This window comes from Micromonospora sp. SYSU B005, from assembly GCF_055362685.1.
Window position 1 is genome coordinate 376,290 of the sequence record NZ_JAXCFU010000001.1, and the last position, 24,439, is coordinate 400,728.

Sequence of the window (24,439 nt, forward strand, 5' to 3'; positions counted from 1 at the left end):
ATGTCTGGCCCCACGTACGACCGCAAGGAACAGTTCCAGCAGATTCAGAGCGGGTTGCTGCCCGGCGAGCAGATCATCGCCGTCTACGACGCGATCGGCACCGGCACCGGCTTCATCGGCCTGACCGACCGGCGCGTGATCGTCCAGGACCGCTCCTTCGTCGGCAAGCGGTACGCGATCACCAGCATCCCGTACTCGAAGATCACCAGCGTGAGCGTGGTGAGCAACAAGTCCTGGGGTGGTTCGTTCTTCTCCACCGGGTCCATCGCGGTGCACGTCGGCACCCACACCTACGAGGTCGAGTTCCGGGGCGCGCAGAAGAGCCACCACGTGCACAACGTGATCCTGCAATACATCTCCTGACCCGCCTGGCACAATCGCCGCCATGCGAGGGCTGACGGCGCGATGGCGGGCCTGGCGGGGCGACCGTCGGCGGGCCGTACGCCTGCTCCGCCGCCTCCTGGTGCTCGCCACCGCCGCCGTGATGCTGCTCGGCGCCGCGACGGTCGCCAGCGTGGTCTGGGTCCGCGACGCCGCCGAGGGCCGCGTGTTCGACGCCGCGGACGCGCCCGAGACGCCGGTGGCGCTCGTGCTGGGCACCAAGGTGGAGCCGGACGGCACGCCGGCGCCGTTCCTGGCCGCGCGGCTGGAGATCGCCCGGCAGTTGTACGCCGCCGGCAAGGTCCGGGTGCTGCTGCTCTCCGGTGACCACATGAACTGGGACTACGACGAGCCGGACGCGATGCGGCGCTGGCTCGTCGACCGGGGCGTCCCGGCCGAGAAGACGGTGCTGGACCACGCGGGGTTCGACACGTACGACTCGTGTGTGCGCGCGCACCGCGTCTTCGGGGTGCGGCGGGCCACTGTGGTCACCCAGTCGTTCCACCTGTCGCGCGCGGTGGCGCTCTGCCGGGACGCCGGCATCGACACCGTCGGCGTCGGCGACGACACCGCCCGCCGGTACGCGGGCCAGTGGCGGATCAGCTCCGTCCGGGAGTACGGGGCGTGTGTGAAGGCTGCCCTGGACGTGCTCACCGGGCGTGACCCGGTGCACCTCGGCCGCCGGGAGACCGGAGTGGACGACGCGCTGCGGGCGTAATCCGGTTGTCCCGCCGGCTCGGCTGCTGATCTGCTGAGCCTCTCGAAGCCGACCGGAGGGAGCATCACCATGCCACACGCTGCGAAGCCCACCCGACCCGTCGTCACCTCATCCGAAACGAGGCTTCGTGTTGTCGTACCCCATTCCGGCGGAGGTCACTGACCTCGCGCCGCGTCGCGTCCCGTCCGCCCGGCGGGAGGGCGCGTGATGTCCGTCTTCGACGATCCCGGCCTGTTCGGCCGGCTCTGGGCCGCCACCTACGACGGCCCCGGCAATCCCGACCCGGCCCCGGCCGTCGACTTCCTCGCCCCGCTGGCCGAGGGCGGCCCGGTGCTCGAACTGGCGATCGGCACCGGCCGGGTGGCCCTGCCGCTGGCCGAGCGCGGCCTGACCGTGGAGGGCGTCGAGGCGTCCCCGGAGATGGTCGCGCACCTGCGCGCCAAGCCGGGCGGCGCGGACATGCCCGTCACCGTCGGCGACATGGCGGACGTCCCGGTCCCCGGGCCGTACCGTCTGGTGTTCCTGGTGTTCAACACGCTGTTCAACCTGGTCTCCGAGGAGCGCCAGGCGGCGTGCTTCCGCAACGTCGCCCGGGTGCTCGCGCCCGGCGGGGCGTTCGTCATCGAGACCTTCGTGCCCGACCCGGCGGACTTCGACCGGGACGAGCAGGTCCAGGTGCGGGAGGTGACCGAGGACTCGGCCATCATCCGCATGCATCGGTACGACCGGGCGGCGCAGACGTTCGTGCGCCAGACCGTCACGTTCGACGCCGCCGGCGTTCACCTCAAGCCGTTCGCCATGCGGTACGCCTGGCCGGAGCAGATCGACGAACTGGCGGAGCGGGCCGGGCTGCGGCTCACCGAGCGGTACGCCGACTGGGACCGGTCGCCGTTCGACGCGGACAGCCGCTCGCACATCTCCGTCTACCGGCGGCGGTAGCGCTCACACCGAGGGGCCGGGCATCCCGTCCCGGCCCTTCGGCCGCGCGACTACGCTGACCACCGCCGGTCCGGACAGGGGGAACCGATGACAGTCACCGTCGTCGCCATGAACGACTCGCACGCCGACGCCGTGCTGGAGATCTACCGCCTCGGCATCGACGAGGGCAACGCCACGTTCGAGACCGCGCCGCCGGACTGGGCGCGGTTCACCGCCACCCGGATGCCCGGCCACCGCTGGGTGGCGCTCGACGAGGCCGGCGACGTGCTCGGCTGGGCGGCCTGTTCGGCGGTCTCCGAGCGCAGCGTCTACGCCGGGGTGGTCGAGCACTCCGTCTACGTGCACCCGCGGGGGCGCGGACGCGGGGTCGGCCGGGCCCTGCTGGAGGCGCTGATCGCCTCCACCGAGGCGGCCGGGATCTGGACCATCCAGTCCGGCGTGTTCCCGGAGAACACCGCGAGTCTCGCGCTGCACGCGGCGTGCGGCTTCCGCGTCGTCGGCACCCGCGAGCGGGTGGGCCGCCACCACGGCACCTGGCGCGACGTGACCCTGATCGAGCGCCGCAGTCCCCGAATCTGACCCCTTGGTCACCGGGTCGGTCAGGCGCCGACCAGGTGACGGCGCACCAGGGCGTCCCGCTCCAGGACCAGGTCGATCATCTGCCAGAACTCGGCGATCCGGGGATGGGTCAGGCCCTCCTCGCGGCTGAGCTTGCGGCCGAAGACCGGGCTGTCATCCGCGACCTCACCACCGTTGACGAGCGTCGCGGCCGGCCCCGGCGAGCCGGCCACCGGCCCGAGCCGGCAGCCGAACGTGACGTGGTCGTCGAAGTCGTCGCGGCCCCAGCTGCCCAGGATCGCGTCGATCCAGACCTCGTGCACGCCGTCGTGGTGGTAGCAGCTCGCGAAGTAGACGGCCGCCGTCGCGCCGTCGGTGCGGATGTGGGCCCGATCCTCAGTGTCACGGCGCGAACCCTAGCGAGGACTTGACGGTTCTGCCGCCCAGGTGCGATGGTTAGTTACATGAGTAATGAACCAAAGAACCGGGATGGATGACGGCCGGCCGATCTTCGTCCAGATCGCGGAGCTGATCGAGAACTCGATCATCGACGGGACGTACGCGGAGGAGACCCAGGTGCCGTCGACGAACGAGCTGGCGGCGTTCCACCGGATCAACCCGGCGACCGCCGCCAAGGGGATCAACCGCCTGGTCGATGACGGGCTGCTCTACAAGCGCAGGGGGATCGGAATGTTCGTGGCAACGGGGGCCAGCGAAACACTCCGAGAGCGCCGTCGGCACGAGTTCTCCGACCAGTACGTGCGACCCCTCATCGAGGAGGCACGCAAGTTGGGCATCGGCACCGAGGAGCTGAAGAAGCTCATCGAGACATGGGAGGAACAACGATGAGCGTCGTGGCGGCTGCCGGCCTCACGAAGCGGTACGGCGACGTGGCCGCTCTCGACGACGTCACCTTCACCCTGACGGGGAACAAGATCTACGGCCTCCTCGGCCGCAACGGCGCCGGAAAGACGACGCTGATGCAGCTGATCACCGGCCAGCAGAGCGTCTCCAGTGGCGACCTGACACTCTTCGGCGAGCGGCCGTACGAGAACGAACGGGCGCTGTCGCAGGTGGCCTTCATCAAGGAGAGCCAGACGTACCCGGCCGTCTACCAGGTCCAGCACGTCCTGAGCCTGGCCCGGCGGCTGTTCCCGAACTGGGACGAGGACTTCGCGCAGTCCCTCGTGGACGGCTTCGAGCTGCCCCGCAAGCGCAACGTCCGCAAGCTGTCCCGCGGCATGACGTCCGCGCTGGGCGTGACGATCGGCCTGGCCGCACGCGCGCCGCTGACCTTCTTCGACGAGCCGTACCTGGGACTCGACGCAGTCGCCCGGCAGCTCTTCTACGACCGGCTGCTGGCCGACTACGCCGAGAACCCGCGCACCGTCGTGCTCTCCACACACCTCATCGACGAGGTGGCCGACCTGATCGAGCACGTGGTGCTGCTCGATCACGGCAAGCTGCTGCTCGACGCGCCCAGCGACGAGTTGCGCGGCGAGGTGATGGAGGCGTCCGGCCCGGCCGCGGTGGTGGACGAGTTCGCCGCCGCGTACCGGGTGCTGCACCGCGAACAGCTCGGCGGCGCGGTCCGCGCGTCGCTGCGCGGGTCGTTCGACAACGCCGAACGGATGCGCGCCAAGAAGCTCGGCATCGACCTGGCGCCGGTGTCGCTCCAGCAGGCAGTGGTGCGCCTGACGACGGAAAGGACGAAGACCCGATGACTCGCATCCTCGACGTCGCCCGGATGCACACCATCGCCTGGATCGGCCAGCTGGCCTGGCCGTGGGGCATCATGGCCATCTCACTCGGCGTCAACCTGCTGATCTTCGCCTCGATCGACGAGGCGGCGCCGGGCAAGAACACCACGGGTGGCCTGGCCAGCCTCTACATCGTCTGCGCGATCGTCGCTGCCGCCTCGATCAGCCAGGTGTTCCCGTTCGCCCTCGGCATGGGCGTCACCAGACGCACCTTCTACCTCGCCACCATGCTGGTAAACGTGGTGCAGGCGGTCGTCTACGGCGTCCTGCTCTACCTGCTCAACCTGATCGAGGGCGCCACCGGCGGCTTCGGGATCGAACTACGGTTCTTCCGGATCCCGTACATCGACGTCGACAACGGGCTGTTGCAGATCGCCGTCTACGCGGTGCCGTTCCTGTTCCTGAACTTCGTCTCCATCTTCGTCGCCGTCTGGTACGTCCGGTTCGGCATGAACGGCCTGCTCGGGGCCGGCGCGGCCCTGATCCTGGTGACCGGCCTGCTCGTCGCGCTGGTCATCTGGCAGGACTGGTTCGGCGGCATCTGGGAGTGGCTGAGCAGCCAGCACCAGGCCAGCCTGCTGGTGGGATGGCCCGCCCTGATCGCCGCGGTGGCCGCGCTCGGCGGCATGGCGGCCATCCGGCGGGCGAACGCCTGACGGTACGCACACGGCGACCGCCGGCCCGCGAGACGCAGGCCGGCGGTCGTTCGTGCGATGGTGGTAGACCTCTCAGCGCCTGGTCTCGTACCTCGTCAGGAGCACGCCGCCAGGGAACGTCCGGGTCTCCACCAGAGCCAGGTTCACCCAGTTGTCGAGGGTCGCGAAGAACGGCTTACCGCCACCCACCAGGACCGGATGGGTGACGAGCACGTACTCGTCGATCAGCCCGCCCCGCATGGCCGCCGCGGCGAGGGTGGCGCCACTGATGTCCATCGGACCACCGTCCTCGGCCTTCAGCCGGCTGATCTCGGTGACCGCGTCGCCGGTGACCAGTCGGGTGTTCCAGTCGACCGGTCTGGTCGTCGAGGAGAACACCACCTTCGGCATGTCCCGCCAGCGGCGGGCGAACTCGGCGTGCGCAGGTGTGACGTCCGGCTGCTGATCGGCGGTCGGCCAGTGGGAGCTCATCGCCTCCCACAGTCGCCGCCCGTAGAGCGCCGTGCCGGTCTCCGCCACCCGGTCGGACCACCACTGGAACCACTCGTCGCTCGGCACACCCCAGCTGAGATCGTCGCCGGGCGCGGCGACGTAGCCGTCCAGGCTCACGTTCATGCCGAAGGTCAGTTTGCGCATCGTGCCAGCCTCCCGTGGGTCGATACTCGACGTACAGACCAGCACGGCGCCGGGAAACCATCGGTCAGGCCACGCCGAGCGCCGGCCCACGGGTGTCCCGCGTCCGAATGCGGGTCGGATGAGCTGAGCGGGCCCATCTCGGGCTCACGCCATTGATCGCTGGTTGCCGACGTCTCACGCTGTCTTGTGCCCCGTGTGTGCCCCAGGACCCGGCAATTGGTTTTCGGGACGTTGGTACTTCCTGGCGCCTCGGATGCCCGCGCCCGTCAATCCCCCGCCAACTGCGCACAAGGTCGGAGCAGACAAAGGCCAACCAGCTTCGGCCACGTACGGCCAGGTCATGGCGAGCCCGGTGACCGCCATCAGCGCACCGACCATAGCCAAGAGCAGGTACATGAGGCGTCGCCTACGCATCGGACCAGTAGAGCACGGCATCGCTGCCCCGGCCCCGCCCAGCTTGTCGCCCACCTGTAGCTACGACCGGGTGTCTTCGGGCCGAGGATCTGCCAGGGCGCGGCCCGCCCCACCCGCCACCTTCGCGAGAGTGCGTAGCTTCCGTGCCACAGCGAGGGCATCCTGCTGGGTGTCCTCTACGGACCCGGCCGCCGGAGATCGCATCTGCTAATGCGGTCAACGGGGCGGCCGGAAGCATGGCATCCCCGAACTCGTCGATGTACAGCGTCAGCTCTCTACCGGACCTCGGGTCAGTGGCAGTCAGGACCGACGATCGGTCGTCGTAGCGGACCGTGGCGAGGCTGAGGTCGACCTGCTCTCTCCGATAAGCGACGAGAAGGGTCATCATCGATCCCCGCAGCCAACCGGAGTATGTGACGTGAGCAAACGCGTAGAACGCGCCGACGCAAAGAATATGGATCGCGACGACGAGCGGCCCGTAGATGAAGACGCCGGCGAGGACCTGCTGCCACCACGGCCCATCCAACTGCCGCCATACGAGGGCGCCCATGAGCACCAGGAACGCCGCAACGAGCAACGGAATCAGGCCCACACAACCGAGAAGCACCCTCGTCGTGAGCGGCAGACCGACAGACAGCCGTATCCTGGCGGGGCGAGCCACACCGTGAAACTAGTTCCCATCGGCAACCTGCGGGAGCCTCCAGTTCATCGGGATCGGGCTGCCTGACCATCACGCCGGTGGTCGTCTCGTGCCCATCGGTCGGCCCCGAACGGGTCAGGACCCCGTCGACGTCCAAGAGGAGTAGGGAGCAGACCCGCTGACACGGCTGCTCCGGCACCGTCCGGCCGAAGCACTCCGGCCCGCGGCCAGCAGGTCAGGGCAGGCTACCGGGATCACGGCGCCAGCAGCTGCGTGACCAGCCACCGGGAGGCTTCCGGCAGGGCGAACACGCTTTCCGGGTTGCGTGGCGCATACTCCGAGCCAGGCACGCCCGCCGCCCACAGCACGTGTCCCCAGAAGTGCACCTCGTCCGAGACCGCGGCCGCCGCCACTCGCTCAGTGTCTCCGGTTGCGCCGAGCGTGCGCATCGCCGCGGCGAGCAAGACCACTGCGTCCGGGGTGTCTGCGGCCTTGTCGCCGAACGCAGGGGCGAGAAGCATCAGGGTCTGCGCACGCCGGACCGGGTCGGGCTGGCGTCCGGCGACGGCCACCAGATCCGTCCAGGAAAGTCCGGGGCCGGTCTGGTGCCCGTCCAGTGCGGCGATCTCAATGGCGTCCCGGCCGCCACCAGGCAGGACCAGGAAGTCGACCCCGCGGTCCTCGTCGAGGTTACGAAACACCACGGCGAGCTCGGCTCCGCCGCCCAGGCCCACTCGCAGCACCTGCCAGGACTCCGCGTCGAGAAGCCCGCCCAGGTCGTCGCCGGCGGCTCCCCAAACCTCGGAGAGCAGGTCGTCCTCGTCGGGAAGCAGGAGTTCCCGCCAGTACTGGGCCCAGAACCCGGGCCGCACTGCGAGATGCCAGCCGTCCGTGGTCAGCGCGGTGACGTCGACGTCCTCGGGGAATCGATCCTGGTAGCCGGGGATGAGCATGACCGCACGGTAGCGGACAGCCGTGGATGATCCGCCAATCGTGCGGAGGGCCGCCTGGTTCTGGGGCACCTGTCGCACATCAACTGTCGAATCACGATTCAGACGTTGAAGCGGAACTCCACCACGTCGCCGTCCTGCATGACGTACTCCTTGCCCTCGATCCGGACCTTGCCGGCGGCCTTCGCCGCCGCCATAGATCCGGCCTCGACCAGGTCGTCGTAGGAGACCACCTCGGCCTTGATGAAGCCGCGCTGGAAGTCGCTGTGGATCACCCCGGCGGCCTCCGGCGCGGTCGCGCCGACCGGGACGGTCCAGGCCCGCGCCTCCTTGGGACCGGCCGTCAGGTACGTCTGGAGCCCGAGCGTCCGGAAGCCCACCCGGACGAGCTGGTTCAGGCCCGGCTCGGACTGCCCGATCGACTCCAGCAGTTCGCGGGCCTCGTCCTCGGGCAGGTCCACCAGCTCGGACTCGATCTTGGCATCCATGAAGATCGCCTCGGCGGGCGCGACCAGGCCGCGCAGCTCGTCGAGGAACTCCTCGTTGCCCAGCTCGGCCTCGTCGACGTTGAAGACGTAGAGAAACGGCTTGGTGGTGAGCAGGTGCAGCTCACGCAGGTGCTCCAGCTCGACCTTCGCGGCGGCGGCGCCCGCGTACAGGGTCACGCCGTTGTCGAGGACCTCGACCGCCTTCTTGGCGGCCTCGACGGCGGCGGCCCGGTCCTTGCGGAGCTTGGCCTCCTTCTCCAGCCGGGGCAGCGCCTTCTCCAGCGTCTGGATGTCGGCCAGGATCAGCTCGGTGTTGATCGTCTCGATGTCGTCGGCCGGGGAGACCTTGCCGTCGACGTGCACCACGTTCGGGTCGGAGAAGGCGCGCACCACCTGGCAGATCGCCGAGGCGTCGCGGATGTTGGCGAGGAACGCGTTGCCCCGCCCCTGCCCCTTGGAGGCGCCCCGAACCAGGCCGGCGATGTCGACGAACGAGACCGGCGCCGGCAGCACCTTCTGCGAGGAGAAGATCTCGGCCAGCTTGGTCAGCCGCTCGTCGGGCAGCCCGACCACGCCGACGTTCGGCTCGATGGTGGCGAACGGGTAGTTCGCGGCGAGCACGTCGTTCTTGGTCAGCGCGTTGAACAGGGTGCTCTTGCCCACGTTGGGCAGGCCGACGATGCCGATGGTGAGACTCACGACGAACCAGCTTACGCGCCTCGCCGACACCGCCGGGCAGGCAGGTGCGCGAAGCCGGTCACTACGGCGCGGCGGACAGCAGGCGTGGCTCGATCCGGGTCTCCCGGACGGTGCCGTCCTCGGCGCGGACCAGCTCGTACGCGGCCACGCCGGGCCGGTCCGCCACCGCCTCGGCCAGGCGGGTGCCCCGGTAGATCAGCCCCACCCCGTCGTCGGTGCAGTGGCTCGCGGGCAGCGTGCCGTCGGCGACCAGCCGGTGCATCAGCGGGCGGCGCTGCTCCTCGCTGTCGTAGTGCACGCCGTTGCCGTACGGGAGCCAGCCCAGCCCTTCGGTGAACGGCCGCAGCGCCGGGCCGTAGCTGTCGGTGGCGCCGCCGGTGTGCCAGCAGATCGAGCCGGCGGACACCCCGCCGAGCACCACTCCGGCCTGCCAGCACTCGTGCAGGATCTCCGGCAGGCCGTGCACCCGCCAGACCGCGCAGAGGTTCGCCACGCTGCCGCCGCCGACCCAGACGATGTCCTGCGCGAGCAGGTGCGCGCGGATGTCCTCGACGTTGGGCATCGGGTAGAGCGCCAGGTGGGAGGTGCGGAACCGGGTGCCGGCGAAGGCCCCGTAGAAGACGGTGAACCCGGTCGGTTGGTCGCCGGTGGCCTGGCCGAGATAGCAGACGCGCGGCGCGTCACCGGCCCCGGCCAGGTCGGCCATCAGGTCGAACAGGGAGCTGGGCCGCGCGTCCCAGGGGCCACGGCGACGGCTGGTGAAGCCCATGCTGGTGGCGACGATCGTCGGTTCGGTGGCGGGCACGGGCGTCCTTCCGGGCGGCGGCGGTGCTGATCATTGTGCCGGATCCGCGGGCCCGGTCTCGGCTGCCGCGAGCAACGCGCGCAGCAGATCGGCCAGCCGGTCCTGGTCGGCCGGGGGCAGCGCGTCGAGAATCCGCCGCTGCACGGCGAGCCCGGCCTCGGCCGACTCCTCCACCACCCGTCGGCCGGTGTCGGTGAGCGTCACCCGCAGCGCCCGCCGGTCGGCCGGATCCGGCGAGCGCCGCACCAGGCCGGCCCGTTCCAGACGGTCGAGCCGCCCGGTCATGCCGCCGGAGGTGAGCATCAGCGAGGCGGCGAGCGCCTTCGGCGCCAGCGTGTACGGCGAGCCGGAGCGCCGCAGCGCCGCCAGCACGTCGAACTCGCCCCGGCCGATGCCCCAGCTCGCGTACACCTTCTCCTGGCCGTCGCCGACCAGCCGGGCCAGCCGGTAGATGCGGCCGAACACGGCCATCGGCTCGGGCCGCATACCTGGTCGTTCCCGCCGCCACTGCTCGACGATCGCGTCCACCTCGTCGCCTGTCACGGCTGCCGATTGTGCCGCACGTCCCACTTCCCCTTTTCGCTCGGGGCTGATTAGCTCAGCCCTAAGATACTTAGGGCTGAGGAGAGGCCGTTATGAACCGCCGCTGGACCGACGTCGCGCTCACCGCCGCCGCACCCGTCACCTGGGGCACCACCTACCTGGTCACCGCCGAACTCCTTCCCCCGGACCGGCCGCTCTGGGCCGGGGCGATCCGCGCTCTCCCGGCCGGTCTGCTGCTGCTCGCGCTGACCCGCCGACGACCACACGGACTCTGGTGGGGGCGGGCCGCAGTGCTCGGCGCGCTGAACATCGGGGTGTTCTTCCCGCTGCTGTTCCTCGCCGCGTACCGGCTTCCCGGCGGCACCGCCGCCGTCCTCGGCGCCGCGCAGCCCCTGCTGGTGGCGGTGCTGACAGTCGCGCTGCTCCGCGACCGCCCGACCCGGCCGGCGCTGGTCGCCGCCGTCGCCGCCCCGCTCGGCGTCGCCCTCGTGGTGCTGCGCCCGGGCGCCGGCCTCGACCCGCTCGGCGTCGCCGCCGGGCTGGCCGGCGCCGTGTCGATGGGCGCCGGGCTGGTGCTCACCCGCCGCTGGGGCCGGCCGCCCGGAGTGGGCGTCCTCGCCGCCACGAGCTGGCAGCTCGTCGCCGGTGGCCTGATGATCGTGCCGGTAGCCGCCGCCGTCGAGGGCGCGCCACCAGTGCCCGACGGGCCGGCCCTTCTCGGGTACGCGTGGCTCGGGCTGGCCGGCACCGCGCTGGCGTACGTGCTGTGGTTCCGCGGCGCGGCGCGACTGCCGGTGTCCCGCGTGTCGGTGCTGGGCGCGTTGAGCCCGCTCACCGCCGCGGCGCTCGGCTGGGTGGTGCTCGGTGAGGCGCTGGACCCGGTCCAGCTCACCGGTTTCGCGGTGGCAGTGGGGGCGATGGTGCTGGCCCAGATGCCGGACCGGGCGGCGATCCCACCCGGCGCTCAGCCGGCCCGCAGCCGCCGCCAGTCGTCCGGCCACGCCTCGGCGGCGACGCCCTCGGGCAGCACACCGGCCGGTAGCTGCGCCGCTGCCGCGAGCGGCAGCGTGAACCGGTGCGCGGCGGCGGGACCGGCCGCGTACGACCGGTCGAGCAGCCACCGCACCTCGTCGGCGGTCCAGCCGAGGCCGGACCGCGCGGCGATCTCGCGGACCAGCCGCAGGCCGACCCGGGTGTCGTCGTCGTAGAAGCGCATGCACCAGTGGTGCGCCCACATGCCGAGCGCGCGCAGCCCGTCCGGGTCGAGGGAGCCGGCCAGCCGCCCGCAGGCGGTGTCCGCGAAGGGGCGACCGGGGTCACCGGCCCGATCACGCTCGATCGCGCCGTACGCGGCCGGCGCCACCACCCGCATCCGCTCGTAGAAGCCCTCCACCACCGCGGCGTCCAACGGTGCTCGCCCCGATCGCATCAGCGGACACCCCGCCCGGCCACGCTCGCCATGCCCCGCACCTCTTCTTGAGTTGGTGGCGGGACGCTACCGACCACTTACGACACTTTCTCGGGTCCGCCGGTCATGATCCACGCCACCTCGGCGGAGTGGCGGTGTCCCGGGGCCGGGGATACCGCCACTTCCCCGACCTGGCGCGACCGCCGCACGTCATGTCTGAATCCCGCCAGCCGAGCCCGGGAGCTGCGAGGCAGGATCGTGGCATGGAACTGGACTTCGAGCGGTGCTACCGAGCCGTCGACAGCCGCGACCCGCGGTTCGACGGCTGGTTCTACACCGGTGTGACGTCGACCGGGATCTACTGCCGGCCGTCCTGTCCGGCGATGACGCCCAAGCGGCGCAACGTCCGGTTCTTCCCGTCCGCCGCCGCCGCGCAGGGGGCCGGTCTGCGGGCGTGCCGCCGGTGCCGGCCGGACACGGCACCGGGCTCGCCCCAGTGGGACGTCCGGGCCGACCTGGTCGGCCGCGCCATGCGGCTGATCGCCGACGGCGTGGTGGACCGGGACGGCGTGCCCGGGCTGGCCACCCGGCTGGGCTACACCGAGCGGCACCTGCACCGGATGCTCCGGGCCGAGCTGGGTGCCGGCCCGCTGGCGCTGGCCCGGGCCCAGCGCGCGCAGACCGCCCGGATCCTGATCGAGACCACCGGCCTCGGCCTGGCCGAGGTGGCCTTCGCCGCCGGGTTCGGCAGTGTCCGGCAGTTCAACGACACGGTCCGCGAGGTCTACGGCGGCACCCCCTCCGAGCTGCGGGCCGGCCGTCGTGGCCCGACGGCGGCCACCGGTGCGGGCACGCTCTCGCTGCGGCTGGCATACCGGCCCCCGCTGCACGCGGGCGCGCTGCTGGACTTCCTCGCGCTGCGCGCGCTGCCCCGCATCGAAGTGGTCCGCGACGGCACCTACCACCGGGGGCTGCGCCTGCCGCACGGTCCCGCCACGGTGGCGCTGACCCCCGCCGCCGGCCACATCGACGCGACGCTGCGGCTGGCCGACATGCGCGACCTGGCCCCCGCGGTGGCCCGCTGCCGCCGCCTGCTCGACCTGGACGCCGACCCGGTAGCGGTGGACGCCACCCTGGCCGCCGACCCGGCGCTGGCACCGGCCGTCGCGGCCGAGCCCGGCGTCCGGCTGCCGCACGCGGTCGACGGTTTCGAGCTGGCCGTCCGCGCCGTCGCCACCCAGCAGGTCTCGCTGGCCTCGGCGCGAACCACGCTCACCCGCCTGCTCTCCGCCACCCGGGCGGCGAGCGGGGCGGCCGCCGACGACCCGGCGGACGGCCTGGTGGCGTTCCCCGGTCCGGCGGAGGTGCTCGCGGCGCCGGACACGGCGTTCCGGATGCCGGCGGCACGCCGCGAGACGCTCCGCGCGCTGGCCCGCGCGGTCGCCGACGGCGAACTCGACCTGGAACCCGGAGGCGACCGGGAGGAGACGGTCCGGCTCCTGGCCGCGGTGCCCGGCATCGGCCCGTGGACCACCGGCTACCTGGCCATGCGCGCACTCGGCGACCCCGATGTCGCACTCACCACCGACCTGGGCGTACGCCGTGGCGCAGCAGCGCTCGGCCTGTCCGACGACCCGAAGACCCTGTCCGCGTACGCCGACCGCTGGCGCCCCTGGCGGTCGTACGCGACCATCCGACTCTGGAGAGCAGCATGAGCACTGTGGACAGCACCGTCATCGACACTCCCGCCGGCCCGTTGAGCGTGCTCGCCGGCCCCGGCGGGGCGGTACGCGCGGCGGGCTTCACCGCCGACCCGGCGGTCCTGCTGCCGCTGATCCACCCGAGCCTGCGCGGCGAGCTGCGGGAACGGGCCGACCTCGGTCCGGTGACCGCCGCTGTTCGGGCCTATCTGGACGGTGACCTGGCCGCCATCGATGCGGTAGCTGTGGAGCAGCACACCGGCGGCGCATTCCTGACGCACGCCTGGCAGGTGCTGCGCGACGTCAAGCCCGGTGATCCGGTCACCTACACGGGGTTCGCCGCGCTGGCCGGACGACCGGCGGCGATCCGGGCCGCCGCGGCGGCCTGCGCGCGCAACGCCGCCGCGCTGTTCGTGCCCTGCCACCGGGTGCTGCGCACCGACGGCACGCTGGGTGGATACCGCTGGGGGCTGGACGTGAAGAAGTGGCTTCTCGGGCATGAGGGACGGGTGACGGCTAGCTGACAGCCGGACTGTCACCCCCGGCGGCTACCGTCGGGTAGTGCCCGCGTCCAGCGACGGCAACCCCGCGGCGCATACCGGCGCCCGGTCCCAGCCGCTGCGCAACCTCTGGCGGCTGCGACCCTACCTGCGCCCGTACGCGATGGAGTTCGCCTGGCTGCTGATCGCGGCGCTTGCGGCCACCGCGGCGAGCCTGGCCGTTCCGCTCGTGGTGCAGCGGGTGGTCGACGGACCGGTGGCCCGGCACGACGAGGCCGGGCTGCTCCGGCTCGGCGCGCTGGCGCTGCTGCTCGGCGTGGCCGAGGCGGTCCTCATCTTCATCCGCCGCTGGACGCAGTCGTCGTCCTCGGTCGGCATGGAGGCCGCCATCCGCGCCGACATCTACGCCCACCTGCAACGGCTTCCGGCCGGCTTCCACGACCGCTGGCAGTCCGGCCAGTTGCTGTCCCGGATCACCAGCGATCTCTCGGTGATCCGGCGGTTCCTCTCCTTCGGGCTGCTGTTCCTGGTGCTCAACCTGGTCACCTACGCGGCGGTGGTGGCGCTGCTGATCCGGCTGCACCAGTGGCTGGGGCTGCTGGTGGCAGCCAGCGCCGTACCGCTGTTCCTGATCAGCCGCTGCTTCGCCCGGCACTACCACGCGGCGTCGCGTCGCATGCAGGACCAGCAGGGCGACGTCGCCACACTGGTCGAGGAGACCGCGCTGGGGTTGCGCACCATGCGGGCGTACGGGCGCGGGCCGGAACTGGCGGCCCGGTTCGCCGTCGGCGCGCGCCGGCTGCACGACACCGGGATCGGCAAGGCGCGGCTGCTCGCCCGGACCTCCGCGCTGTTCGACCTGGTGCCCAACCTGACGCTCGGCGCGGTGCTGGTGGCCGGCGCCGCAGCGGTCGCCGACGGCGCGCTGTCCATCGGGGAGCTGGTCGCGTTCGTCAGTCTCCAGCTCATGCTGATCTGGCCGGTGCAGTCGCTGGGCTGGATCATCGCCAACGGCCAGGAGGCCGCGACCGCCGCCGACCGGATCCAGGAGGTGCTGGACACACCGCCGACCATCGTGGACGCTCCGCACGCCCGGTCGCTCGACCGGGGCGAGGTGCGCGGCCGGCTCCGCTTCGAGGCGGTCGGCTTCCGCTACCCCGGCACGTCCGGCCCGGTGCTGCGCGACCTCGACCTGACAGTCGAGCCGGGCGAGACGATGGCGCTGGTCGGCGCCACCGGCTGCGGCAAGAGCACGCTGCTGTCGCTGGTCCCCCGGCTGCACGAGGTGACCGGCGGCCGGATCACGCTCGACGGGCACGACGTGCGTGACCTGCGGCTGGACTCGTTGCGCCGGCTCGTCGCCGTGGCGTTCGAGGAGCCGACGCTGTTCTCCATGTCGATCTGGGAGAACCTCACGCTGGGCCGGCCGGACGCGAGCGAGGACGAGGTCCGCGCCGCGCTGACGCTCGCCCAGGCGGACTTCGCGTACGAGCTGCCGTGGGGGCTCGCCACCCGGGTCGGTGAGCAGGGGCTGTCGCTGTCCGGCGGCCAGCGGCAGCGCCTCGCGCTGGCGCGTGCGGTGCTCGGCCGGCCTGCGGTGCTGGTGCTCGACGACCCGCTCTCCGCGCTCGACGTGCACACCGAGGCGCTCGTCGAGGCGGCTCTGCGCCGAGTGCTGCGGGACACCGCGACCACGACCCTGCTGGTGGCGCACCGTCCGTCGACGGTGGCGCTGGCGGACCGGGTGGCGTTGCTCGACGACGGCCGGATCGTCGCCGTCGGCACCCACTCGGAGCTGCTGGCCCGGGTGCCCGCCTACCGGGCGGTGTTGTCCGCCGAGCCCGAGCGCCGGAGCGACGGCGTCGGCCTGGTGCGCTCGTGACCGGCCGCGCGCCGCGGGTACCCAGGCCCCGCGACGCGCGGAGCGGTGACGGGTCGACCGGCGCGCGGCACGGCGACGGTGACGACCTGTCGCGCTGGCGCGGGCAGGCCACCGACCCGGACGCCGACCGCAGCCGGGCCGAGGACTCGTCCCCGGAGGCGGTGACCCGGCTGCGTGCCCGCAGCCGGCTGCTGCTGCGCCGGCTGCTGCGCCCGCACCGGCGGGCGCTCGGGCTGGCGGTGGCACTGCTGCTGGCGCAGAACGCCGCCGCGATGTCCGGGCCGTACCTGGTCATGCTCGGCATCGACAGGGGCATCGGGCCGCTGCGGGCCGGTGATCCCGGCCCGCTGATCGCCGTCGCCGCCGCGTTCGTGGTCGCCACCGCTGTCGAGTACGCGGCCCGGCGCGCGTTCCTCACCCTCGCCGCCCGGATCGGGCAGGCCGTCCTGCTGGACCTGCGCCGCCGGGTGTACGGGCACTTCCTTCGCCTCGACGTCGGGTTCCACGAGCGCTACACGTCCGGCCGGATGGTGTCCCGGCTGACCAGCGACCTGGAGTCGATCGCCGAGCTGGTCGACGGCGGCATCGACAAGCTGGTCATGGCCGGGCTGTCAGTGCTGTCGGTGGCGGGCATCCTGCTCTGGCTGGACCTGCCGCTGGCGGCGGTGACGCTGCTCGCCTTCCCGTTCCTGTTCGTGCTGTCGCGCTGGTTCGCCCGCGCGTCGGCCGGGGCGTACCGGCGCACCCGGGAGGCGGTGGCGCTCGTCATCGTGCACTTCGTCGAGTCGCTGCGCGGCATCCGGGCCGTGCAGGCGTACCGACGGGAGGACCGCAACGACCACATCTTCGGCGCGGTGAACGACGACTACCGGCGCTCCAGCCTGAGCGCGTTCCGGCTGATCGCGATCTACTCGCCGGGCATCCGGCTGATCGGCAACCTCACCGCGGCGGTGGTGCTCGGGTACGGCGGCTGGCGGGTGCTGGGCGGCGGCGTGGAGGTGGGCGTGCTCGCCGCGTTCCTGCTCTACCTGCGCCGGTTCTTCGAGCCGATGGAGGAGCTGAGCCAGTTCTACAACTCGCTGCAGTCGGCGACCGCCGCGCTGGAGAAGCTGGCCGGGGTACTCGACGAGCGCCCGGCGGTGGCCGAACCGGCGCAGCCGGTGCCGCTGCCGGCCGGGCCGCCGCGCGGGGCGGTGACCTTCCGTGCCGTCGACTTCGGCTACCGCCGCCGGACGCCGATTCTGTCCGGCCTCGACCTGACCGTGCCGCCGGGGCAGACGGTGGCGCTGATCGGGCCGACCGGCGCCGGGAAGTCGACAGTCGCGAAGCTGGTGGCCCGCTTCCACGACCCGGACGCGGGCGCGGTCCGGCTGGACGGGGTGGACCTGCGCGACCTGGCCGACGCCGAGCTGCGCCGGGCCGTGGTGCTGGTGACCCAGGAGACCCACCTGTTCAGCGGTTCCGTCGCCGACAACATCAGGTTCGGCCGTCCCGACGCCGACGACGAGGCGGTGGTCGCGGCCGCGCGGGCGATCGGCGCGCACGACTTCATCGCGGCGCTGCCCGACGGGTACGCCACGGACGTTCACCGGCGCGGCGGCCGGCTCTCCGCCGGGCAGCGGCAGCTCGTGGCGTTCGCCCGGGCGTTCCTCGCCGATCCCCGGGTGCTGATCCTCGACGAGGCGACCTCGTCGCTCGACGTGCCGACCGAACGCCTGGTGCAGCGGGCCCTGCACAACGTGCTGCGGGACCGCACAGCGCTGGTGATCGCGCACCGGCTCTCCACGGTGGAGACCGCGGACCGGGTGCTGGTGCTCGACGACGGACGGATCGTGGAGGACGGCCCACCGGCCGAGCTGATCGCCGCCGACGGCCGCTACGCCGCCCTGCACCGCCAGTGGCGCGACTCCCTCCTCTAGCCCGTTCACCCCCGCCGATCTTGCACTTGGCGCCCACGGGATACCCGATAAGCGGCTTACGCCGGGGCAGCAAGCGCAAGATCGACGGGGACAGGGGCGGGGACAGGCGAGGACGCGCGGGGTGGGGAAAGTCGTGGAGTGCGGCAGCCGGGCTGCCTACCATCGGCTGATGACCGACACCACGAGGAGCGCCCGCGGCGGCGTCCCCGAGCGTCCGAGCCTGGACGGCCTCGAGGAGACCTGGGCCCGCCGCTGGCAGTCCGACGGCACGTACGCGTTCGACCGCACGAAGGAGCGGTCGGACGTATACGCGATCGACACTCCCCCGCCGACCGTGTCGGGCGAGCTGCACATGGGACACGTCTTCTCGTACACCCACACCGACACGGTGGCCCGGTTCCAGCGGATGCGCGGGCGCACCGTCTTCTACCCGATGGGCTGGGACGACAACGGGCTGCCCACCGAACGCCGGGTGCAGAACGTGTACGGCGTGCGTCCCGACCCGGCGTTGCCGTACGACGAGGACTGGCGCCCGCCGGCCGCACCCGTGGACGACGCGGCCCGGAAGAACCCGACGGCGATCTCCCGGCGCAACTTCATCGAGCTGTGCGAACTGCTCACTGTCGAGGACGAGAAGGCGTTCGAGGCGCTGTGGCGGCGGCTCGGGCTGTCGGTGGACTGGTCGCTGACGTACACCACTATCGGGTCGGCGGCCCGCGCGGCCAGCCAGCGCGCGTTCCTGCGCAACCTGGCCCGGGGCGAGGCGTACCAGGCCGAGGCGCCGACGCTGTGGGACGTCGGGTTCGGCACCGCCGTCGCCCAGGCGGAGCTGGAGGACCGGGAGCGGCCCGGCGCGTACCACCGGCTGCGGTTCACCGGCCCGGACGGCCGCGAGGTGCTGATCGACACCACCCGGCCGGAACTGCTGCCGGCCTGCGTGGCGCTCGTCTGCCACCCCGACGACGAGCGGTACGCGGACCTGGTCGGCGCCGCTGCGCGTACCCCGGTGTTCGGGGTCGAGGTGCCGGTGCGCGCGCACCCGCTGGCGGACCCGGCCAAGGGCACGGGCATCGCGATGGTCTGCACGTTCGGTGACCTGACCGACGTGACCTGGTGGCGTGAGCTGCGGCTGGACACCCGCGTGGTGATCGGCCGGGACGGACGCCTGCTGCCGGAGCCGCCGGCCGGCGTGCCGGCGGAGCCCTACGCGGCGCTGGCCGGGCAGACGGTGAACGGCGCCCGGCGGACGCTGGTCGAGTTGCTCGCGGACGCGGGCGACCTGGTCGGCGAGCCGCGGCCGATCACCCACCCGGTGAAGTTCTACGAGCGCGGCGACCGGCCGCTGGAGATCGTCTCGACCCGGCAGTGGTACCTGCGCAACGGCGGCCGGGACACCGACCTGCGGGAGGAACTGCTGGCCCGGGGGCGGGAGCTGCGCTGGGTGCCGGAGCACATGCGGCACCGGTACGAGCACTGGGTGGGTGGTCTCACCGGTGACTGGCTGGTCAGCCGGCAGCGGTTCTTCGGCGTGCCGGTGCCGGTGTGGTACCGGCTCGACGACACTGGCGAGCCGGACTGGTCCCACCCTCTCACGCCGGACGAGGCGGCGCTCCCGATCGACCCGAGCAGCGAGCCGCCGCCCGGATTCGAGGAGTCGCAGCGCGGCGTGCCGGGCGGATTCACCGGTGACCCGGACGTGCTGGACACCTGGGCCACCTCGTCGCTGACCCCGCAGATCGTCGGCGGCTGGGAGACCGACCCGGACCTGTTCGCCCGGGTCTTCCCGATGGACCTGCGCCCGCAGGGGCACGACATCATCCGGACCTGGCTGTTCGCCACGGTGGCCCGCTCCCACCTGGAGCACGGCGCGCTGCCGTGGCACACCGCCGTGCTCTCCGGCTGGATCCTCGACCCGGACCGCAAGAAGATGTCGAAGTCCAAGGGCAACGTGGTCACGCCGATGGCGCTGCTGGAGCAGAACGGGTCCGACGCGGTCCGCTACTGGGCCGCGAACGGCAAGCCGGGCATGGACCTCGCCTTCGACCCGGCCCAGGTCAAGGTGGGGCGCCGGCTGGCCACCAAGCTGCTCAACGCGTCGCGGTTCGCGCTCGGGCTGGGCGCCGCCGACGCGCTGCGGGCCGCGGCGACCCAACCGCTGGACACCGCGATGCTCGCCGAACTGTCCGGCGTGGTCGCGACCGCGACCACCGCCTTCGACGGGTACGACCACACGGCCGCCCTGATGGCGACGGAGGCGTTCTTCTGGCGGTTCTGCGACGACTACATCGAGTTGGTGAAGGAGCGCGCCTACGGCACCGGGCCGGCGGCCGACTCGGCCCGGGCGGCGCTGGCGACCGCGTTGTCGGTGCAGTTGCGCCTGTTCGCGCCGGTGCTGCCGTTCGTCACCGAGGAGGTCTGGTCGTGGTGGCGGTACGGGTCGGTGCACCGCGCGCCGTGGCCGACCACGTACGAGGTGGGCCGCGCGATGGAGGCGCCGGGTGACCCGGAGCTGCTGCGGCTGGCCGCTGACGCGCTGGGTCAGGTGCGACGCGCCAAGTCGGAACGGAAGCTGTCGATGAAGGCGGACGTGCCGCTGGCCGAGGCGCTCGGACCGGCAGCCGTGCTGGACCAGCTCGGCATGGTCGCCGACGACCTGCGCGCGGCGGGCCGGATCGCGAAGCTGGACCTGCTGCCCGACCGCACCACCGAACTGGTCGTCGCCTGCGCTTTCTGATCCGTCAGGTACGCCGAGGGGCGGCCGGCGTGACGCCGGCCGCCCCTCGGCGGTGCATGCCTCAGTCGGCCGCGCAGGCCGCCTTGAGCTTGTCCCGGGCGGTGGTCAGATCCGCCTTGCTCGGCGACTTGCCCGGCGCCTTGGCCCACGTGTCGGCGAGGTCGGTCATGGCGGTGGCGACCCCCTTCACCGCGGCGTTCACCTCATCGCTGCTGGTGAAGGCGTGCGTGTAGAGCGTGGCCGCGCCCGCCGAGTACTGGGCGCTGACCGCCGAGTGGCCGGCCGGCGGGCCGATCTTCTCCGCCTCGGCCACCTCCTTCAGGGCGGCCGTGATGTCCTTCTCCGCCGTCGCGCAGGTCTTCCGGGTGGCCTCGTCGAGGCCCGCCGGCGCCGGGGTCACCGGCGGCACGGAGGTGGCGGCGGGGGCGGAGGGCGCCGCCGGTCCGGCCGAGGGCTTGTCGTCGTCGCCGCAGCCGGACATGACGATCATCGCGACCGCGGCCGGAGCCAGCAGGGCGAGGCGAGCTGAACGCAAGGTGTTCTCCCCGTGTCGGTGTGCGTAGCCGCCGCAAACTAACAGACCGGACACGGCAGGGCAGAACCCGTTTTCCGCCGCTCGTGCCGGAAAACGGGTTCCGCCCCGAGGGTTCAGCTCGTCTCGCCGGCCACGCTGAACGAGCGCAGGCGGTCGATCGCCAGCACGGTGAACCCGACCGCCACCAGCCCGGTGAGCACCGCCGCGACCGGCACCGAGACGGTGGTGCCGAGCAGCGGCGTCGGCGCCATCCGGTCGGCCAGGGCGATCACCCACTGCTGGATCGACAGCACCCGGGTGCCGCCGACGAACCGGCCCAGCAGCCCTTCCCAGATCAGCACGTAGACCAGGCCGAGCAGCACCGGCCGCCGGGTCACCAGGCTCAGCGCCAGGAACAGCGCCGAGTACGCCAGCGCGCCCGCCGCCGAGGCGGCCACCAGCGCGAGTCCGAGGCGTACCGAATCGGCGAGCACGCCCGCGACGTAGATCGGGACGCCGACGGTGACCGCTGTGACGCCGGCCGCGACCGCCAGTTTCGGCAGCACGATCTGCCAGCGCGGCAGCGGCTTGGTGAGGATGTGCACGACGGTGCCGTCGTCGATCTCCGCGCCGAGCACGCCGGTGCCCACGATCAGCGCCACCACCGGCAGCACCACCGCGAGGCCGAGGCCGACGAGCACCGGCGGACCCCACTGGCCCGGGTCGACGCCGAGCGACCGGCAGAGCACCGCCAGGCCGATCAGGACCAGCGGCAACGGCAGCAGCATGAGGAACCGGCTCCGGCCGAACAGCCCGCGCGCGGTGATCCAGGTGACTGTCGACATCATGCCTCCACCAGATACGAGAAGACGCTCTCCAGCGACTCGTCCTCCGGCAGGAGCTGCCGGACCCGGATGCCGTGCCGGAGCGCGATCCGGGGCAGTGCCCGGGTGAACGCGCCGTAGTCGCCGGCCTTGACGGTCAGGCCGGTACGGTCCAGCTCGACGCCGGAGACCGACGCCTCGCCCATCAGCGCCACCGCCAGCGCACGGTCGTCGGTGGAGCGGACCGCGAACACGTGCGGCCGGTTGGTCATCAGGCGGCGGATGGTCCGGTAGTCGCCGGAGGCGGCGAGCCGGCCGGCCACCATCACCTGGACCGTGCCGGAGACCTGCTCGACCTCCTCCAGGATGTGCGAGCTGAACAGGATGGTCCGTCCCGCGTCGCCGAGCCGGTGCAGCAGCGCCATCATGTGCAGCCGCTGGCGCGGGTCCATCCCGTTGAACGGCTCGTCGAGCAGCAGCACCTGCGGGTCGTGCACGAGCGCGGCGGCGACCCGGGTGCGCTGCCGCATGCCCTTGGAGTAGGTGCCGATCCGGCGGGTCTGCGCGTCCTCCATCTCGACCAGCTCGATCGCCCGCTTCGTGGCGGCCTCCGGGTCGGGCAGCCGGTGCAGCTTCGCGCTGGCGAGCACGAACTCGTACGCGCTGAGGAACGTGTGCACCGCCTCGCGCTCGCTGACCAGGCCGAGCCGCCGGTAGACGGCGGGGTTGCGCCAGGTCGGCTCCCCGTCCAGCGTCACGGTCCCGCGCGACGGGGACAGGAAGCCCGCCATCATGTGCAGCAGCGTGGTCTTGCCGGCGCCGTTGGGGCCGAGCAGGCCGGTCACGCCGGGGCCGAGCCGCATGGTGACGTCGTTGACCGCCACCACGTTGCCGTACCAGCGGGAGACACCGGCCAGGTCGAGCGTGCTCGTCGCGGCGGCGGGCGTACCGGCCGTCGACTGGGTGCTGATCGCCGTCATCGGGCGGCCACCTTCCGGTATCGCAGGAGCAGCAGGCTGACGCAGGCGGCGACCAGCAGCACGGCGACCACGGCGTAGACCGGCCCGAAGTCGCCGATCGGCATGCCGCCCCGTCCCTGGGTCAGCCGGTCGCCGAGGGCCCAGTTGCCCACGCCGCCGACGAGCGTCGGCGGGGAGGCGAGGAAGGCCAGCTCGTTGACAGTGGACGACGGCAGGATGGACAGCACGCCCACGACCGGCGTGGTCATCAGGAAGACCGCCACGATGCCGCCGGCGGCGAACGCGCGCTTGCCGGTGAGCGAGGCGACCAGCAGGGCGATCGAGGCGAACACCACCGCCCAGAGCCCGGCATAGAGCAGCCCGGGCAGCAGGTCGAGCAGTTCGTCCCACACCCCGCCGATACCCCGCTTCGTGGTGAACGCGGCGCCGAGGAACATCACCAGCTGCGGGCCGCCGAGCAGCAGCCACAGCGCGGTCACGAGCGCCAGCAGCTTGGACAGGGCGTAGTCGCCGCGCGGCAGCGGGCGGGAGAAGTACAGCGGCAGCACGCCGCTGCGCAGGTCGCGGGAGACCAGCTCGGGCGCGGCCACCGCGGCGAAGAAGATGACCAGCCAGCTCATCGCGTCGGCGAACTGGGCGTACGTCATCACCACCTCGCCGATCTGGCTGCGCACCGCGGTCACCCCGGCGGCCACCACGGTCACCACGGAGACGACGAGCCACGGGAAGATCTTGGCCTTGGCGCTGCGGCCCAGCCCGAAGACGGTACGCACGCCGTGCAGGTAGAGCGCGCCGAAGACCTGCCGGCGGCCGAGCCGCGGGCCGGTGTAGCGCTGGTAGCCGATGTCGTGGATGACCCCGGTCGCGTCAGACATGGCTGGGCTCCCTCGCGGCGAAGAGTTCGGCCACCCGGTGCCGTCGCTGGTCCAGCCGGTGCAGCGGCAGGTCCAGCTCGGCGACCGCGCCGAGGATCTGGTCGTAGGTGGCGTCGTCGGCGAGCGGGACGAGCAGCAGCCGCCCGTCGCGGGTCACCGGCAGGTCGAGCGCGGTGAGCCGGGCAGCCAGTTCCTCGGTGCCCTCGCTCACCTCGACGGCGAGCACGTCGGTGGCGGTGGTCATGGCGGACACCCGGTCGGCGCGCAGCAGCCGCCCGCCGTCGATGGCGACGAGCGTGTCGCAGATCCGCTCCACCTCGCCGAGCAGGTGCGAGCAGACCACCACCGAGATGCCGAACTCGGTGCCGATCCGGTGGATCAGCGCGAGCATGGCGTCCCGGCCGGCCGGGTCGAGGCCGTTCGTCGGCTCGTCGAGCAACAGCAGATCGGGATCGTGTACGAGCGCCTGGGCGAGCTTGACCCGCTGCTTCATGCCGGTGGAGTAGCCACCGACGGCCCGGTGCCGCTCCTCGTGCAGACCGACGTGGCGCAGCGCCTCGGAGGCCCGTTCCCGGGCGACGGTGCGCGGCAGCCCGCTGATCCGGCCCAGGTGGGTGACCAGCTCGGCGGCGGACAGGTCGGGCGGGAGGGCGTCGTGCTCGGGCATGTAGCCGACCCGGGCACGGACCGCGGCGGGGTCGGTGGTGGGGTCGAGGCCGAGCACCTGCACCCGGCCGCTGGTCGGCGGGAGCAGACCCAGCAGGATCTTGATCAGAGTGGACTTGCCGGCGCCGTTCGCGCCCACCAGCCCGATGATCCCCGGCTCGACCGACACGGTGAGGTCGGCCAACGCGGTGACCCGGCCTCCGTACGTCTTGGTCAGCGACTCGGTCGCGAGCAGTGTCACGCCGTTCAG

24 protein-coding genes and 1 pseudogene are annotated in these 24,439 nt (G+C 72.4%); 13 read left to right on the forward strand and 12 right to left on the reverse strand.

The genetic code is table 11. From position 1 onward, the window contains the following. The 4 genes from SM452_RS01740 to SM452_RS01755 all read left to right on the forward strand — a co-directional run bounded on the left by SM452_RS01740 (position 1) and on the right by SM452_RS01755 (position 2,617). Positions 1–363: a PH domain-containing protein gene (locus SM452_RS01740; RefSeq protein ID WP_135241958.1), complete on the forward strand. Its 363-nt coding sequence runs from the start codon at positions 1–3 to the stop codon at positions 361–363. Between the two features lie 22 nt (positions 364–385). Then, positions 386–1,099 (forward strand): SanA/YdcF family protein, encoded by a 714-nt coding sequence (locus tag SM452_RS01745; protein WP_269697632.1) that lies wholly within the window; start codon positions 386–388, stop codon positions 1,097–1,099. 207 nt (positions 1,100–1,306) lie between these two features. After that, positions 1,307–2,038, forward strand: coding sequence for a class I SAM-dependent methyltransferase (locus tag SM452_RS01750; protein WP_463839196.1), 732 nt, complete (start codon positions 1,307–1,309; stop codon positions 2,036–2,038). Positions 2,039–2,125: 87 nt separating this feature from the next. Further along, positions 2,126–2,617 carry a GNAT family N-acetyltransferase gene (locus SM452_RS01755; protein ID WP_194801314.1) on the forward strand — a complete coding sequence of 164 codons (492 nt, stop codon included), beginning with the start codon at positions 2,126–2,128 and terminating at the stop codon, positions 2,615–2,617. A gap of 20 nt (positions 2,618–2,637) precedes the next feature. Here SM452_RS01755 and SM452_RS01760 read toward each other — a convergent pair whose 3' ends face one another. Continuing rightward, positions 2,638–2,919: a hypothetical protein gene (locus SM452_RS01760; protein ID WP_194801315.1), complete on the reverse strand. Its 282-nt coding sequence runs from the start codon at positions 2,917–2,919 to the stop codon at positions 2,638–2,640. Positions 2,920–3,085: 166 nt separating this feature from the next. Here SM452_RS01760 and SM452_RS01765 point away from each other — a divergent pair, with 166 nt between their 5' ends. The 3 genes from SM452_RS01765 to SM452_RS01775 are packed head-to-tail and all read left to right on the forward strand — an operon-like array spanning position 3,086 to position 5,012. Beyond that, positions 3,086–3,445: a GntR family transcriptional regulator gene (locus SM452_RS01765; protein ID WP_463839197.1), complete on the forward strand. Its 360-nt coding sequence runs from the start codon at positions 3,086–3,088 to the stop codon at positions 3,443–3,445. Continuing rightward, positions 3,442–4,320 carry an ABC transporter ATP-binding protein gene (locus tag SM452_RS01770; protein WP_463839198.1) on the forward strand — a complete coding sequence of 293 codons (879 nt, stop codon included), beginning with the start codon at positions 3,442–3,444 and terminating at the stop codon, positions 4,318–4,320. Before SM452_RS01765 ends, SM452_RS01770 begins: the two co-directional genes overlap by 4 nt. Beyond that, entirely contained in the window at positions 4,317–5,012 is a 696-nt protein-coding gene (locus tag SM452_RS01775) for an ABC transporter permease (RefSeq protein ID WP_262015860.1), read from the forward strand. The genes SM452_RS01770 and SM452_RS01775 overlap by 4 nt, the downstream gene beginning before the upstream one ends. 72 nt (positions 5,013–5,084) lie before the next feature. Here SM452_RS01775 and SM452_RS01780 read toward each other — a convergent pair whose 3' ends face one another. The 5 genes from SM452_RS01780 to SM452_RS01800 all read right to left on the reverse strand — a co-directional run bounded on the left by SM452_RS01780 (position 5,085) and on the right by SM452_RS01800 (position 10,187). Continuing rightward, entirely contained in the window at positions 5,085–5,648 is a 564-nt protein-coding gene (locus SM452_RS01780; RefSeq protein WP_262015859.1) for a dihydrofolate reductase family protein, read from the reverse strand. A gap of 1,308 nt (positions 5,649–6,956) precedes the next feature. Beyond that, a complete protein-coding gene (locus SM452_RS01785) occupies positions 6,957–7,655 on the reverse strand; it encodes a hypothetical protein (RefSeq protein WP_194801319.1) in 699 nt (232 codons plus the stop codon). A 98-nt stretch (positions 7,656–7,753) separates the two neighbouring features. Further along, entirely contained in the window at positions 7,754–8,839 is a 1,086-nt protein-coding gene (gene ychF / locus SM452_RS01790; RefSeq protein WP_194801320.1) for a redox-regulated ATPase YchF, read from the reverse strand. Between the two features lie 61 nt (positions 8,840–8,900). Beyond that, on the reverse strand, positions 8,901–9,644 hold the full coding sequence (locus SM452_RS01795; RefSeq protein WP_194801321.1) for a Type 1 glutamine amidotransferase-like domain-containing protein: 744 nt from the start codon (positions 9,642–9,644) through the stop codon (positions 8,901–8,903). A gap of 30 nt (positions 9,645–9,674) precedes the next feature. Continuing rightward, a complete protein-coding gene (locus SM452_RS01800; protein WP_252453074.1) occupies positions 9,675–10,187 on the reverse strand; it encodes a MarR family winged helix-turn-helix transcriptional regulator in 513 nt (170 codons plus the stop codon). A gap of 92 nt (positions 10,188–10,279) precedes the next feature. Between SM452_RS01800 and SM452_RS01805 the strand changes: the two are divergent. After that, positions 10,280–11,101 (forward strand): annotated as a pseudogene (locus SM452_RS01805) (EamA family transporter); the annotation flags it as partial. Positions 11,102–11,151: 50 nt separating this feature from the next. Here SM452_RS01805 and SM452_RS01810 read toward each other — a convergent pair. After that, complete coding sequence (locus SM452_RS01810) at positions 11,152–11,616, reverse strand: hypothetical protein (RefSeq protein ID WP_262015854.1); 465 nt, start codon at positions 11,614–11,616, stop codon at positions 11,152–11,154. A gap of 242 nt (positions 11,617–11,858) precedes the next feature. Here SM452_RS01810 and SM452_RS01815 point away from each other — a divergent pair, with 242 nt between their 5' ends. The 5 genes from SM452_RS01815 (at position 11,859) to valS (ending at position 20,330) form a co-directional block, all read left to right on the forward strand. Next, positions 11,859–13,310: a DNA-3-methyladenine glycosylase 2 family protein gene (locus tag SM452_RS01815; protein ID WP_463839199.1), complete on the forward strand. Its 1,452-nt coding sequence runs from the start codon at positions 11,859–11,861 to the stop codon at positions 13,308–13,310. Next, positions 13,307–13,819, forward strand: coding sequence for a methylated-DNA--[protein]-cysteine S-methyltransferase (locus tag SM452_RS01820; RefSeq protein WP_262015852.1), 513 nt, complete (start codon positions 13,307–13,309; stop codon positions 13,817–13,819). Before SM452_RS01815 ends, SM452_RS01820 begins: the two co-directional genes overlap by 4 nt. A gap of 37 nt (positions 13,820–13,856) precedes the next feature. Beyond that, a complete protein-coding gene (locus SM452_RS01825) occupies positions 13,857–15,677 on the forward strand; it encodes an ABC transporter ATP-binding protein (protein ID WP_463839200.1) in 1,821 nt (606 codons plus the stop codon). Then, entirely contained in the window at positions 15,674–17,596 is a 1,923-nt protein-coding gene (locus SM452_RS01830; RefSeq protein WP_463839201.1) for an ABC transporter ATP-binding protein, read from the forward strand. The genes SM452_RS01825 and SM452_RS01830 overlap by 4 nt, the downstream gene beginning before the upstream one ends. 169 nt (positions 17,597–17,765) lie before the next feature. Beyond that, positions 17,766–20,330 carry a valine--tRNA ligase gene (gene valS / locus SM452_RS01835; protein ID WP_463839202.1) on the forward strand — a complete coding sequence of 855 codons (2,565 nt, stop codon included), beginning with the start codon at positions 17,766–17,768 and terminating at the stop codon, positions 20,328–20,330. A 61-nt stretch (positions 20,331–20,391) separates the two neighbouring features. On the opposite strand, the gene SM452_RS01840 is transcribed toward valS, so the two are convergent. The 5 genes from SM452_RS01840 to SM452_RS01860 all read right to left on the reverse strand — a co-directional run bounded on the left by SM452_RS01840 (position 20,392) and on the right by SM452_RS01860 (position 24,430). Next, on the reverse strand, positions 20,392–20,820 hold the full coding sequence (locus SM452_RS01840) for a hypothetical protein (RefSeq protein WP_315985950.1): 429 nt from the start codon (positions 20,818–20,820) through the stop codon (positions 20,392–20,394). 158 nt (positions 20,821–20,978) lie between these two features. Then, on the reverse strand, positions 20,979–21,689 hold the full coding sequence (locus SM452_RS01845) for an ABC transporter permease subunit (RefSeq protein ID WP_262015876.1): 711 nt from the start codon (positions 21,687–21,689) through the stop codon (positions 20,979–20,981). Beyond that, the gene (locus SM452_RS01850) at positions 21,689–22,648 is read right to left on the reverse strand and encodes an ABC transporter ATP-binding protein (protein ID WP_366621850.1); all 960 of its coding nucleotides are present in this window, start codon (positions 22,646–22,648) and stop codon (positions 21,689–21,691) included. Before SM452_RS01850 ends, SM452_RS01845 begins: the two co-directional genes overlap by 1 nt. Further along, positions 22,645–23,523, reverse strand: coding sequence for an ABC transporter permease (locus tag SM452_RS01855; RefSeq protein WP_366621852.1), 879 nt, complete (start codon positions 23,521–23,523; stop codon positions 22,645–22,647). Before SM452_RS01855 ends, SM452_RS01850 begins: the two co-directional genes overlap by 4 nt. After that, positions 23,516–24,430 (reverse strand): ABC transporter ATP-binding protein, encoded by a 915-nt coding sequence (locus SM452_RS01860; protein WP_013288493.1) that lies wholly within the window; start codon positions 24,428–24,430, stop codon positions 23,516–23,518. Before SM452_RS01860 ends, SM452_RS01855 begins: the two co-directional genes overlap by 8 nt. Positions 24,431–24,439 lie beyond the last annotated feature (9 nt).

Bases quoted from the DNA above. Each gene is read 5' to 3' on its own strand.
- SM452_RS01740 (WP_135241958.1), top strand. From the start codon at position 1: ATGTCTGGCCCCACGTACGACCGCAAGGAACAGTTCCAGCAGATTCAG.
- SM452_RS01745 (WP_269697632.1), top strand. From the start codon at position 386: ATGCGAGGGCTGACGGCGCGATGGCGGGCCTGGCGGGGCGACCGTCGG.
- SM452_RS01750 (WP_463839196.1), top strand. From the start codon at position 1,307: ATGTCCGTCTTCGACGATCCCGGCCTGTTCGGCCGGCTCTGGGCCGCC.
- SM452_RS01755 (WP_194801314.1), top strand. From the start codon at position 2,126: ATGACAGTCACCGTCGTCGCCATGAACGACTCGCACGCCGACGCCGTG.
- SM452_RS01765 (WP_463839197.1), top strand. From the start codon at position 3,086: ATGGATGACGGCCGGCCGATCTTCGTCCAGATCGCGGAGCTGATCGAG.
- SM452_RS01770 (WP_463839198.1), top strand. From the start codon at position 3,442: ATGAGCGTCGTGGCGGCTGCCGGCCTCACGAAGCGGTACGGCGACGTG.
- SM452_RS01775 (WP_262015860.1), top strand. From the start codon at position 4,317: ATGACTCGCATCCTCGACGTCGCCCGGATGCACACCATCGCCTGGATC.
- SM452_RS01780 (WP_262015859.1), bottom strand. From the start codon at position 5,648: ATGCGCAAACTGACCTTCGGCATGAACGTGAGCCTGGACGGCTACGTC.
- SM452_RS01785 (WP_194801319.1), bottom strand. From the start codon at position 7,655: ATGCTCATCCCCGGCTACCAGGATCGATTCCCCGAGGACGTCGACGTC.
- SM452_RS01810 (WP_262015854.1), bottom strand. From the start codon at position 11,616: ATGCGATCGGGGCGAGCACCGTTGGACGCCGCGGTGGTGGAGGGCTTC.
- SM452_RS01815 (WP_463839199.1), top strand. From the start codon at position 11,859: ATGGAACTGGACTTCGAGCGGTGCTACCGAGCCGTCGACAGCCGCGAC.
- SM452_RS01820 (WP_262015852.1), top strand. From the start codon at position 13,307: ATGAGCACTGTGGACAGCACCGTCATCGACACTCCCGCCGGCCCGTTG.
- valS (WP_463839202.1), top strand. From the start codon at position 17,766: ATGACCGACACCACGAGGAGCGCCCGCGGCGGCGTCCCCGAGCGTCCG.
- SM452_RS01840 (WP_315985950.1), bottom strand. From the start codon at position 20,820: ATGATCGTCATGTCCGGCTGCGGCGACGACGACAAGCCCTCGGCCGGA.
- SM452_RS01845 (WP_262015876.1), bottom strand. From the start codon at position 21,689: ATGTCGACAGTCACCTGGATCACCGCGCGCGGGCTGTTCGGCCGGAGC.
- SM452_RS01850 (WP_366621850.1), bottom strand. From the start codon at position 22,648: ATGACGGCGATCAGCACCCAGTCGACGGCCGGTACGCCCGCCGCCGCG.
- SM452_RS01855 (WP_366621852.1), bottom strand. From the start codon at position 23,523: ATGTCTGACGCGACCGGGGTCATCCACGACATCGGCTACCAGCGCTAC.